This window comes from Rhizobium sp. KNZ2-6A (assembly GCF_056755475.1).
The window spans coordinates 248,991-261,605 of sequence record NZ_JBNDIC010000001.1 but is presented as its reverse complement, the minus strand read 5'-3'; the positions used below and the strand labels follow the sequence as shown (position 1 = coordinate 261,605).

At 62.3% G+C, this 12,615-nt stretch carries 11 protein-coding genes; 8 read left to right on the top strand and 3 right to left on the bottom strand.

Annotated features, from left to right (window positions below; translation table 11 throughout):
* Positions 1–213 precede the first annotated feature (213 nt).
* The 8 genes from ACPYOP_RS01280 to ACPYOP_RS01245 are packed head-to-tail and all read left to right on the top strand — an operon-like array spanning position 214 to position 9,348.
* Entirely contained in the window at positions 214–2,532 is a 2,319-nt protein-coding gene (locus ACPYOP_RS01280) for a bifunctional salicylyl-CoA 5-hydroxylase/oxidoreductase (RefSeq protein WP_481408570.1), read from the top strand.
* Positions 2,533–2,539: 7 nt separating this feature from the next.
* Entirely contained in the window at positions 2,540–3,319 is a 780-nt protein-coding gene (locus ACPYOP_RS01275) for an SDR family NAD(P)-dependent oxidoreductase (RefSeq protein WP_481408569.1), read from the top strand.
* A gap of 5 nt (positions 3,320–3,324) precedes the next feature.
* On the top strand, positions 3,325–4,176 hold the full coding sequence (locus ACPYOP_RS01270) for an enoyl-CoA hydratase family protein (RefSeq protein WP_481408568.1): 852 nt from the start codon (positions 3,325–3,327) through the stop codon (positions 4,174–4,176).
* Positions 4,177–4,180: 4 nt separating this feature from the next.
* Entirely contained in the window at positions 4,181–5,362 is a 1,182-nt protein-coding gene (locus tag ACPYOP_RS01265) for an acyl-CoA dehydrogenase family protein (RefSeq protein WP_481408567.1), read from the top strand.
* A 14-nt stretch (positions 5,363–5,376) separates the two neighbouring features.
* Positions 5,377–6,558, top strand: a complete 1,182-nt coding sequence (locus tag ACPYOP_RS01260; RefSeq protein WP_481408566.1) for an acyl-CoA dehydrogenase — start codon at positions 5,377–5,379, stop codon at positions 6,556–6,558.
* A gap of 8 nt (positions 6,559–6,566) precedes the next feature.
* Positions 6,567–6,998 carry an acyl-CoA thioesterase gene (locus ACPYOP_RS01255; RefSeq protein WP_481408565.1) on the top strand — a complete coding sequence of 144 codons (432 nt, stop codon included), beginning with the start codon at positions 6,567–6,569 and terminating at the stop codon, positions 6,996–6,998.
* Positions 6,976–7,371, top strand: a complete 396-nt coding sequence (locus ACPYOP_RS01250; RefSeq protein ID WP_015340927.1) for a RidA family protein — start codon at positions 6,976–6,978, stop codon at positions 7,369–7,371. The genes ACPYOP_RS01255 and ACPYOP_RS01250 overlap by 23 nt, the downstream gene beginning before the upstream one ends.
* Positions 7,372–7,392: 21 nt before the next feature.
* Complete coding sequence (locus ACPYOP_RS01245) at positions 7,393–9,348, top strand: 3-hydroxyacyl-CoA dehydrogenase NAD-binding domain-containing protein (protein WP_481408564.1); 1,956 nt, start codon at positions 7,393–7,395, stop codon at positions 9,346–9,348.
* Between the two features lie 68 nt (positions 9,349–9,416).
* Here the strand turns inward: ACPYOP_RS01245 and ACPYOP_RS01240 are convergent, their stop codons facing one another.
* The 3 genes from ACPYOP_RS01240 to ACPYOP_RS01230 form a co-directional block, all read right to left on the bottom strand.
* Positions 9,417–10,628: an adenylate/guanylate cyclase domain-containing protein gene (locus tag ACPYOP_RS01240; protein ID WP_481408563.1), complete on the bottom strand. Its 1,212-nt coding sequence runs from the start codon at positions 10,626–10,628 to the stop codon at positions 9,417–9,419.
* Positions 10,629–10,784: 156 nt separating this feature from the next.
* Positions 10,785–11,687, bottom strand: a complete 903-nt coding sequence (locus ACPYOP_RS01235) for an SDR family oxidoreductase (protein ID WP_481408562.1) — start codon at positions 11,685–11,687, stop codon at positions 10,785–10,787.
* Between the two features lie 78 nt (positions 11,688–11,765).
* The gene (locus tag ACPYOP_RS01230) at positions 11,766–12,506 is read right to left on the bottom strand and encodes an SDR family oxidoreductase (RefSeq protein WP_481408561.1); all 741 of its coding nucleotides are present in this window, start codon (positions 12,504–12,506) and stop codon (positions 11,766–11,768) included.
* Positions 12,507–12,615: the final 109 nt, after the last annotated feature.

Sequence of the window (12,615 nt, the reverse complement as noted above, 5' to 3'; positions counted from 1 at the left end):
CCGAAGCCCGCAATGTTCAAGCAAGAAATTTTAAGCCTAAACTATTTTTAAATTCCTATTGATTCAAAAGGACAATTTTCATTTTATACGGTACTATGATCATCTACCATCCGCGGCTCCCGGCAGGAAAAGCCTTGACGAATGGCGCCAACAAGATATTTTAAACTTAAATGATTTTGAGGCCGACTGCGGCTGGACGAGGAGGGAAAAGCGATGCGCATCGTCTGTATCGGCGGCGGCCCCGCAGGGCTTTACTTCGCGCTTCTGATGAAGAAGTTCCATCCCGAACACTCGATCCGCGTCGTCGAGCGCAATCGCCCCTATGATACATTCGGCTGGGGCGTCGTCTTCTCCGACGCAACAATGGTTTCGATGCGCGAATGGGACCCCGAAAGCGCTGCCGAAATCGAGGATGCCTTCAACCATTGGGACGATATCGAGGTTCTGTTCAAGGGCACGCGCCAGCGCACGTCGGGCCACGGCTTCGTCGGCATCGGCCGCAAGAAGCTCTTGAACATCATGCAGAAACGCTGCGAAGCGCTCGACGTCGAGCTGATTTTCGAAACCGACGTCAATTCCGATCTCGATTACCCGGACGCCGATCTGGTCATCGGTTCGGACGGCCTCAATTCGAAGATCCGCAATCATTATCCGGAAGTCTTCCAGCCGGATATGATCACCCGACCGAATCGCTATATCTGGCTCGGCACCAACAAGCAGTACGACGCCTTCACCTTCGATTTCCGCCGCACCGATCACGGCTGGTTCCAGGCGCATATCTATAAGTTCGACGACAAGACCTCGACCTTCATCGTCGAGACGACGGAAGAAGCCTATCTCGCCCATGGCCTCGACAAGATGGACCAGGACGGCTCCATCGCCTTCTGCGAAAACCTGTTTTCCGAAGTGCTCGAAGGCGCGTCGCTGATGACCAATGCCCGCCACATCCGCGGCTCGGCCTGGCTGAACTTCAACCGCCTGATCTGCGGCAAGTGGAGCCATTTCAACGGCAATTCCCATGTCGTGCTGATGGGCGATGCCGCCCACACCGCGCATTTCGCCATCGGCTCCGGCACCAAGCTCGCCATCGACGATGCGATTGAGCTGACCCGTCAGTTCATGATTCATGGGCATGAGAAGGACAAAATTCCGGCCGTCCTTGAGACCTACGAGGAAATCCGCCGCGTCGACGTTGCCCGCATTCAGAATGCCGCTCGCAATGCGATGGAATGGTTCGAGGTCGTCGGCCGCCGATACGCCGATACGCTCGAGCCGCCGCAATTCATGTATTCGATGCTCACGCGCTCGCAGCGCATCAGCCACGAGAATTTAAGGCTTCGCGACAAGACCTGGCTCGAAGGTTACGAGCGCTGGTTCGCCGAGAGATCCGGCCTTGCCGTCGGCAACGACCGCTGCCTGCCGCCGATGTTCACGCCCTACCGCCTGCGCGATGTCCAACTCATCAACCGCATCGTCATGTCGCCGATGGCGATGTATTCGGCCGAGGACGGCGTGATGAACGATTTTCACATCGTCCATCTCGGCTCGCGCGCCCTCGGAGGCGCTGGTCTGATCTTTGCGGAAATGACCTGCGTCACCCCGGATGCACGCATCACACCCGGCTGCCTCGGCCTCTGGAACGAGGCGCAGGTCGCGCAGTGGAAGCGCCTCGTCGATTTCGTTCACATGAACAGCGCCGCCAAGGTCGGCATCCAGCTCGGCCATGCCGGCCGCAAGGGTGCGACGAAGCTCGCCTGGGAAGGCATCGACCAGCCACTTCCCGAAGGCGACTGGCCGCTGATCTCAGCATCATCAGTCCCCTATCTCAATAACAGCCAGGTGCCGAGGGCCATGGATCGCGCCGATATGGACCGCGTCAAGGCCGACTTCATCCGCTCGACCGAACTGGCGCTCGATACCGGCGCCGATTGGCTGGAACTGCATTGCGCCCACGGCTATCTGCTGTCGAGTTTCCTGTCGCCGCTGACCAATTTGCGCGACGACGAATATGGCGGCAGCCATGAGAATCGCGCTCGCTATCCGCTCGAGATCTTCCATGCGATGCGGGCGATCTGGCCGGCGAACAAGCCGATCTCGGTCCGCCTCTCCTGCCATGACTGGACCGATGGCGGCAATACACCGGAAGACGCGGCGATCTTCGCCCGCATGTTCAAGGAAGCCGGCGCCGACCTGATCGACTGCTCCTCCGGCCAGGTCTCCAAGCAGGAGCAACCTGTCTATGGCCGCCTGTTCCAGACGCCCTTCTCCGACAAGATCCGCAACGAGATCGGCATCCCGACGATCGCCGTAGGTGCGATCTCCGAAGCCGATCACGCCAATTCGATCATCGCGGCGGGCCGCGCCGATCTCTGCGCCATCGCCCGCCCGCATCTCGCCGATCCCGCCTGGTCGCTGCACGAAGCCGCCAAGATCGGCCTGACTTCCATTCCCTGGCCGAAGCAATATGTTTCCGGCAAGACGCAGTATGAAACCAACCTCGCCCGTGCGGCCACATCAGCACCGGCGAAATGAGGACGAGATGACGACTTCGGGCAAACTTGCCGGCCGCCACGCCCTCGTCACCGGGGCCGGTAGCGGTATTGGCACCGCGATCGCCAAGGCGCTCGCCGCCGAGGGCGCGCGCGTGAGCCTGGCCGGTCGCCGCAGGGAGCCGCTGGACGCGGTTGCCGCCGAGATCGGGGCGCAGGCTTTCGTGGTCGATGGCTTCGATGTCACGAACCCTGATGCCGTCGCGCAAGGCCTTGCCAAAGCGCGCGAAAAGTTCGGCCCGGTCGATATCCTTGTCAACAATGCCGGCGAAGCGCCGAGCACGCCCTTCGAGAAGACGAGCCTGGAGGCCTGGAACCACGTCCTCTCAGTCGACCTGACGGGCGTTTTCGTCGTGACGCAAGCAGCCCTGCCCGACCTGAAAGCACATGGCGCCGGCGCTCGCATTATCAATATCGCCTCGACGGCCGGCCTGAAGGGCTATGGCTACGTCTCTGCTTACGTGGCCGCCAAGCATGGCGTCGTCGGCCTGACCCGCTCGCTGGCGCTGGAACTGGCGAAGACCGGCATGACAGTCAATGCCGTCTGCCCCGGCTTCACCGACACGCCGATCATCCGGCGGTCGATCGAGACGATCGTTGCCAAGACCGGGCGCACGGCCGAACAGGCGCTTGCCGAGTTCACGAAATCCAATCCGCAGGGACGCCTCGTCAAGCCGGAAGAAGTCGCCGACACCGTGCTATGGCTGGCCTCGCCGGCTGCGGCGTCGATCAATGGACAGGCAATTGCGGTTGCCGGTGGGGAGATTTGAGCGCCATGAGCGATCTAGATATGACGATGAAGGGGCATCTGAAGCCTTTCAAGGATTTGAAGCCTGAGCACTTCCTCTGGGAAGTCAGCGAAGACAGCCGCGTCGCCACCATCCGCCTGAACCGCCCGGAACGTAAGAACCCGCTGACCTTCGACAGCTATGCCGAACTGCGCGACCTTTTCCGCGACCTCGTTTATGCATCGGATATCCGCGCCATCGTGCTGACCGGCGCCGGCGGCAACTTCTCCTCCGGCGGCGATGTCTTTGAGATCATCGAGCCGCTGACCCGCATGGCGATGCCCGAGCTTCTCGCCTTCACCCGCATGACCGGCGATCTCGTCAAGGCGATGCGCAAATGCCCACAGCCAATCATCTCGGCGGTCGACGGCATCTGCGCCGGCGCCGGCGCCATCCTGGCAATGGCCTCCGATCTGAGGCTGGCGACGCCCGAAGCCAAGACGGCCTTCCTCTTTACCCGTGTCGGCCTTGCCGGTGCCGATATGGGCGCTTGCGGCATCCTGCCCCGCATCATCGGCCAGGGCCGGGCCGCCGAGCTTCTGTTTACCGGCCGCTCGATGACGGCGGCGGAGGGACAGGCCTGGGGCTTCTACAACGGCCTGCACGCCAGCGGGGATCTTGAGAACGAAGCGATCAAGCTCGCCCGCTCGCTCGCCGACGGCCCCTGGTTCGCCCATGGCATGACGAAGACCATGCTGAACCAGGAATGGGCAATGGGAATCGACGAAATGATCGAGTCCGAAGCGCAGGCTCAAGCCGTCTGCATGGCGACGCAGGATTTCCGCCGCGCCTTCGAAGCCTTCGCCGCCAAGCGCCGGCCGGAATTCGAGGGGGATTGAGCGGATGTCCACGGCAAGCAGCCTCGCCGGCCCGACCCGCGATCATCTGGATTGGCCCTTCTTCGAGGAGCGCCATCACCATTTCGCCGCTGAAGTCGATGCCTTCGCAAAGTCCGGCGTCATGGCTTCGATCGATCACGCCGATGTCGATGGCGCATGCCGGAAGCTGGTCAAGGCGCTGGGCGAAGCCGGGCTGTTGATCGCCGCCACTGGGTCTTCCGACAGCGAACCGCTGATCGATTCCCGCATGGTCTGCCTCGCCCGCGAAACGCTGGCCTGGCATGACGGCCTTGCCGATTTCGCCTTTGCCATGCAGGGCCTCGGCACCGGCGCCATCGGCCTGTCCGGCTCGCCGGAATTGCGCTCGGCCGTGTTGCCCAAAGTGCGCTCGGGCGATTGGCTCGCTGCTTTCGCGCTGTCGGAAAAGGATGCCGGCTCCGATGTGGCGGCCATGAGCTGCGCTGCCCGCCTGGACGGCGACCATTATGTTCTCGACGGCGAGAAGACCTGGATTTCCAATGGCGGCATAGCCGATGTCTACACCGTCTTCGCGCGCACCGGCGAAGCGCCGGGAACCCGCGGCATCTCGGCCTTCGTCGTCTTCGCCGATGATCCCGGTTTCTCGATTGCCGAACGCATCGAGGTCATTGCGCCGCATCCGCTGGCAACGATCCGCTTCGACAATTGCCGCATTCCCGCTTCGCGCCGTCTGGGCGCACCCGGCGAAGGCTTCAAGATCGCCATGCGCACGCTCGATATCTTCCGCGCTTCGGTGGCAGCCGCCGGCCTCGGCTTTGCCCGCCGGGCGCTCGATGAATCGCTTGCCCATGCGCGAACACGCCCGATGTTCGGCGCTGCCCTTGCCGACCTTCAGTTGACGCAGGCCGCCCTCGGCGATATGGCGACCGGCATCGACGCGGCGGCATTGCTCACCTATCGGGCGGCCTGGCGCCGCGACGTGCAGCGCTTGCCGACGACGCGCGAGGCGGCCATGGCCAAGATGACGGCGACGGAAACGGCACAAAGCGTGATCGACCGCGCCGTCCAGCTCTTTGGCGGGCGCGGCGTGAAATCGGGCGAGATAACGGAAAAACTCTATCGGGAGATCCGCGCGCTTCGCATCTATGAGGGTGCGACCGAAGTTCAGAAACTCATCGTCGCGCGCGAACTTTTGAAGACCAATTAATGGGAGATACCACCATGAGCCGCGAGATTTTCGACTGGGCCGACCCGTTCCGGCTGACGGAGCAGCTGAGTGACGACGAACGCATGGTGCTGGATACCGCGCATTCCTACGCGCAGGAAAAGCTCGCGCCCCGCGTGCTCGAAGCCTTCCGTCATGAAAAGACCGATCCGACGATCTTCCGCGAAATGGGCGAGCTCGGCCTGCTCGGCCCGACGATTTCCCCGGAATATGGCGGCGCCGGCCTCAGCTACGTCGCCTACGGCCTGATCGCCCGCGAAGTCGAGCGCGTCGATAGCGGCTATCGTTCGATGATGAGCGTTCAGTCCTCGCTCGTCATGGTGCCGATCGAGACCTTCGGTTCGGAGGCACAGAAGCAGAAATACCTGCCGAAGCTTGCGACGGGCGAATGGATCGGCTGCTTTGGTCTCACCGAGCCGAACCACGGCTCCGATCCCGGCTCGATGGTCACGCGCGCGAAGAAGGTCGACGGCGGCTACAGCCTGACCGGCGCCAAGACCTGGATCTCCAACGCGCCGATCGCCGATGTCTTCGTCGTCTGGGCAAAGACCGAGGATGGCCTCATCCGCGGCTTCATCCTCGAAAAGGGCTGGAAGGGCCTGTCCGCACCCGCCATCCACGGCAAGGTGGGCCTGCGCGCCTCCATAACGGGCGAAGTCGTCATGGACAGTGTCTTCGCGCCCGAAGAAAACCTGATGCCGAATGTATCCGGCCTCAAGGGCCCCTTCACCTGTCTCAATTCGGCGCGCTTCGGCATTGCCTGGGGTGCGCTCGGTGCCGCCGAGGATTGCTATGCGAGGGCACGCCAATATGTGCTCGACCGCAAGCAGTTTGGCCGTCCCCTCGCCGCCAACCAGCTGATCCAGAAGAAGCTCGCCGACATGGTGACCGAGATCACGCTCGGGCTTCAGGGCTGCCTGCGTCTCGGCCGCATGAAGGAAGAAGGCCATCCGCCTGTGGAACTCACCTCCATCCTCAAGCGCAACAGCTGCGGCAAGGCGCTGGATATCGCCCGCGCTGCCCGCGACATGCTGGGTGGTAACGGCATCTCGGACGAATTCGGCATCGCCCGCCATCTCGTCAATCTCGAAGTGGTCAACACCTATGAGGGCACCCACGACATCCACGCCCTCATTCTCGGCCGCGCCATCACCGGCATCGCCGCTTTTTCGAACTGAGGCCCGCCTTGGCATTCAAGACCACCAGACCCCTGCGCTTCGGAGATTGCGATCCCTCCGGGATCGCCTACTTCCCCTCCTACCTGAACATCCTCGTCGGGGTGCTGGAAGACTATTTCGCCTCGATCGGCTTTTCCTGGCGAAAGCTGATCGACGACCGCCGCATCGGTGTCCCCACCGTACGGCTCGATCTGACCTTCATCAAGCCGGGCCTGCAGGGTGACGATCTCGAATTCGTCCTTGCCATCCATGGTGTCGGCCGCTCCTCGCTCGATCTCGAACATCAGGTTTCGTCAAACGGCTATGTGCTGTGGACGGCCAAACACCGCGTCGTCGCCACCTCGCTCGATACGCATAGATCCATTGAATGGCCGGATGATCTCCGCGCCGCACTGACCTCTCATCTGGAGAAGACCGATGCACACCATCCTGCAACCTGAGGGCTGGGCCAAGCCGATCGGCTATGCCAATGGCATGGCGGCGACGGGCCGCATGGTGTTCGTCGGCGGCCAGGTCGGCTGGAATGCCGCATGCGAATTCGAAAGCGACGATTTCGTCGAGCAGGTGCGCCAGACGCTGAAGAATGTCGTCGCCATCCTTGCCGAAGGTGGCGCCGAGCCGAAGCACATCACCTCGATGACCTGGTATTTCACCGACAAGCAAGAATATCTCGGCAATCTGAAAGGTCTCGGCCAGGCCTATCGCGAAATTATCGGCCGGCACTTCCCGGCCATGGCCGCCGTGCAGGTCGTCGCCCTCGTCGAGGATCGCGCCAAGATCGAGATTCAGGCGACCGCCGTCATCCCGGAATAATATCGGAAGGCTGATAAGATCATGTCGGCATTACGCTTTTCGGATACCATCTCGGCGGCATTGGCCGAAGGGATTCTCGTCGTCACCATAGACAACGCACCGGTCAACGCGCTCTCGGCCGATGTCAGGGGCGGCCTGAGGGCGGCGCTCGATCACGCCGAGAAAGACAATGCCGTCGCCGGCATCGTGCTGACCGGTGCGGGCAACAGCTTCATCGGTGGCGCCGACATCAAGGAATTCGGCAAGCCGCCGATCGAGCCGCATCTACCTGATGTTATCTCCCGCATCGAAGCCTTTCCGAAACCCATTATCGCCGCGATCAACGGTGTCGCGCTCGGCGGCGGCCTGGAAGTGGCGCTTGCCTGCCATCGCCGCCTTGCCGCGCCGGCAGCCAAGCTCGGCCTTCCGGAAGTCAAGCTCGGCATCGTACCCGGCGCCGGCGGCACGCAGCGCCTGCCGCGCCTGACAAGCATCGCCGCCGCCATCGAGATGATCGCCAATGGCCGCATTGTCTCCGCCGCCGAAGCGCTCAAACTCGGCATCATCGATGGCGTAGCCAGCGGCGAACTGATCGCCGAGGCCCGAATCGCCGTCACCTCGCCCATGCGCCGCACGGGATTGCTGGCGCTTCCCGCAGAAGCCGCCGAAGCCATCGACAAGGCAGCAGCAGACGCATTACGCAAAGCGCGCGGCCAGCGCGCGCCCTCTGAGGCTGTCCGCCTCGTTCGCCTGGCCGCGACCGCACCCCTTTTAGAGGGGCTGGCGGAAGAACGCCGCACCTTCATCGAACTCCGTGACAGTGACGAGGCCGCCGCCTTGCGCCATGTCTTCTTCGCCGAACGGGCCGCCGGCAAGGTCGAGGGGCTGGAGACCGTCGCTCCGCGCAAGATCGAAACCATCGGCATCGTCGGCACGGGCCTGATGGGATCGGGCATCGCCGTCTCGGCGCTCAACGGCGGCTACCGCGTCATTGGCGTCGAGCAGAACGCCGAAGCTGCTGACAGGGGACTCGACCGCATCACCGGCCTGCTCGATAAGGCAATGCAAACCGGACGCCTCGATGCGGCCGGCAGAAAGGATCGTCTCGGTCGGTTGACGGTCACCGCCGATATGCAGGAGCTGGCGCAGGCCGATATCGTTATCGAAGCCGTCTTCGACGATCTCACCGTCAAGACCGAGCTGTTCCAACGGCTCGATACCATCGTTCGGGACGATGCCATTCTCGCGACCAATACGAGCTATCTCGACCCGGACGTGATCGCTGCAGCAACACAGCGGCCCGAGCGGGTCGTCGGCCTGCACTTCTTCTCGCCGGCGCACATCATGCGGCTGCTGGAAGTGGTGAACTGCAAGAAGACCGCACCCGACGTAATGGCGACAGTCCTCGGCCTCGCAAAGCGGCTGGGCAAGCTACCGATCATCTCAGGCGTCACCGAAGGCTTCATCGGCAACAGCATCTTTTCCGCCTATCGCCGCGAAGCTGAATACATTGTCGAGGATGGTGCGCTACCGCAGGAGATCGACGCGGCACTGGAGGCTTATGGTTTTCCAATGGGGCCGTTCGCCGTCTTCGACATGGCGGGGCTCGAAATCGCCTGGGCGCGTCGCAAGCGTCAAGCCACGACACGCGATCCGGCGGAACGTTACGTCGTCATCGCCGACCGGCTCTGCGAAGCCGGCCGTTTCGGCCAGAAGACCGGCCGTGGTTGGTATGCCTATCCCGATGGCAAACGGACTGTTGATCCCGAAGTAACGACGATGATCGAGGCCGCCCGCGCCGAGAAAGGCATCGCGCCGAAGAGCTTCACTTCGGACGAGATCGTCGCCCGCCTGCTGAAAGCCATGGCCGACGAAGGTGAGCGGCTGCTCTCGGAGGGCATCGCCGCGCGTGCAAGCGATATCGACCTCGTCATGATCAACGGCTACGGTTTCCCCGCCAGCAAGGGCGGGCCGATGTTTGCCGCCGGGCGCCGCTAAAGCAATTCCAGGAAAAGTGCGCAGCGGTTTTCCGTCCGGAATTGCGTAAAAACAAAGAGATCAAGCGGCTACGCCGCCGAAGATAGCAGCGTGAACAGTTCCTGCGGCCGCTTGACGCCGCGCAGCGCGTAACGGCCGACGGAAACGAGGTCGTTGCTCTGCTGGCCCGACAGCGCCTCGACGAAATTCGACGACATCAGGATGTTGCGATCGGCCGACCGGCACATCGAGGCGATACGGCTGACTTCGTTGACAGCCGGCCCGATGACCGTGAAATCCAGCCGGTCCATGCTGCCGATATTGCCGTAGAAGACGTCGCCGATGTGCAGGCCGAGATAGACCTCCGTCACAGGCCTGCCCTCGATCTGCCGCTGCGAGTTGAGGTCGCGCAGCCGCTGGCGCAGCAGCGATTCCGCCATCAGCGCGGCGGCGCAGGCATCGGCGGAATTCCGGGCTTTGAAGATCGCCAGCGTGCCATCGCCGATCAGCTTCAGCACATTGCCGCCCGCCTCGTGGATCGAGGAGATAACGGCATCCGCATAGGCATTCAGCATGGGGATGATTTCATCCGGTTCGGCCGTATCCGAAATGCGCGTGTAGTTGGCGAGATCGGAAAACCAGAGCGCCGCCGAAATCCGCTCGGTCTTACCGCGCGTGATCTTGCCCTCGAGCACATGCCGGGCCGCATCTTCCCCGAGATAGACCTCGGCAATGGTACGGGCAATGCGGCTCATGCCGGTGCACTTGATCGCCAGTGCCAGAGCCGGCGTCAGCTTGCGCAGCACGCGCAAATCTTCGTCCGGAAAGCCCACTTCCGCTGCCGTGGCGAAGTTGGAATAGAAGCAATCCATCTCGCCGATCGTGCCGCCCTCTTCGAAGCGGTGTACCATCGCGATATAGTCGGTGTGACCATCTGCCAGCAGCGTATCGAGCCCGTAGAAATCCGTGGGTTCGCCAAAGCCGATCCGTCGGCGCACTTCGTCGTCACCGGTCGTCAACATGTGATAGAAGGCGGAACGCTGCCAGTTTTCGGAGGCGATCCCCTGATGCGACGGGCCATATTCGAACTCACGTTCGATCACCTGATTGCCGTCCCAGCGGAAGGCGCGGCCCTCATAGACCGGATGCAGCGTGTCCATCAGCGCCATGGCCCGATCAAGGTTCAGGCCATGCAGACGGCACTGCTCGCAGAAGCCCGAGAGGATATCGACTTCCGTCATTCCCTTGAGGCCGGCCTGCATAAGCCAGCTGGCAATTTCGCCAATGTCCTTCGCGTCCATGGATATCTCCCGACCCTCTGAAGGATTCGCTTTAGTACGAAACGTGTACGCTTGGAATGCCGTACTGCACAAAATAGTTTCGACGAACGTAAGTCATCGCCGCTCCTGTGGCAGAGAAGCGGCGATTTGACACGCTGGAAGGGTGACGACGAAGCTTCAGCCCTGGATATGGGGCTTCAGCAGATCCTCCAGTCCGATGCGCCGGAAAAGTTCTGCGCGCACACGATCGGCAACACCATTGACGATTTCCGCACCATCCTCGGAAGGGTCTATATGGGTACGGAAGGGGCGCGTGCCAAACGGCATGTCGACGACTTCGACGATCGCGGTCGCCACCGATGCGGCATCGGCATCCGCCGGTTCCAGCAAGGCGAGACCCTTCAATGCTTGATCGGGAACGCCGGCGTAGGGACCATTGTCATATTCGGCGGCACGAGCCTTGTCGGCCGGCGAACCGGAATGGGCGAAGTGGTTCGTCCCCTTGGTGAAGGCACCCGGCACGATGATGGCGGTTTCGATGCCCCAGCGTGTCAGCTCCGAAGCGTAGGAAACGGCGAGCGAATCCATGGCCGCCTTGGCTGCGAAATAAGGCGAGAGGTACGGCGGCGTGCCGCCGCGCGTGCTGGATGAGGAGACCCAGACGACCAGTCCTTTCCCTTGCCTGCGCATATGAGGCAGCACGGCACGATTGACGCGCTGGGTGCTGAGCACGTTGATGTCGTAGAGTTCGGCGAACTGCTCCGGCGTAAAGGCTTCGGCCGGACCGAAGGACATGTGGCCGGCATTGTGGATGACGGTATCGATGCGGCCGTGCTCGGCGATAACGGTGGCAATGCCCGTTTCGACGGAGGCATCCGATGCGACATCGAGTTCGACGGTCCGGAGATCGACGCCGTTCTCCTTCGCAAATGCCGCCGCTGCCGCAACCTGCGCCGCATTGCGACCTTGGGTTTCGCGGATGCCGGCATAGACGGTGTGGCCTGCCTTGGCGAGAGCGCGTGCTGTCAGAGCGCCGAAACCGCTCGATGCGCCGGTGATTACGATGACTTGCTTGCTCATGATCCTGTTCCTTTGAGATTGGCTGTTGCTGAGGTCAGGGGGAGGTCGGCGGCAGGCATCACCTGCCGCCTCGTTGGCTCAGATCATGCCGCCATTGGCGCGCAGCGTCTGACCGTTGATCCAGCCGCCGTCCGGGCCGACGAGGAAGGAGACGGCGGCGGCGATATCCTGCGGCGTGCCCAGGCGCTCCAGCGGGTTCATCTTGGCCATGCGGTCGATCAGTTCGTCGCTCTTGCCATTGAGGAAGAGATCGGTGGCCGTCGGGCCGGGAGCAACCGCATTGACGGTAACCGCGCGGCCGCGCAGCTCCTTCGCCATGATGCCGGTCATAAGCTCGACCGCCGCCTTCGTGGCGGCATAGACGCCGTAGGTTTCGAGCTTGAGGCCAACGATACTGGTCGAGAAATTGACGATGCGGCCACCGTCCCGCAGGCGCTTGCCGGCTTCGCGCAGCGTATTGAACGTGCCCTTGAGGTTGATGGCGATATGGCGATCGAAATGCGCGTCGTCGGCATCGGCGATCTTGGCGAGCTGCATGATGCCGGCATTGTTGATCAGCACGTCGACGCCGCCGAAGGCTGCCTCAGCCGCATCGAACATGTGGCGCACGGCTTCGGCATCGGAAACATCGGCTTTCGCGGTCAGCGCCTTGCCGCCCTTTTCTCCGATCCTGCGGGCGAGTTCCTCAGCGGCAGCCTCACTGCCGGAATAGTTGATGACGACGGTGAAGCCATCTTCGGCCAGACGTTCGGCAATGGCGGCGCCGATGCCGCGGGATGCGCCGGTGACGATCGCTACCTTGTTGGAATTGCTGCTCATTTCCTCATCCTTCGTTGCTTTGCGCCGCAGCGCCTTTCGATGAGGAGAAAATGCCCCTTTTCATGCGGCGGATAATCAGCCATTAATCGGCATCACTATCCGAAATTAG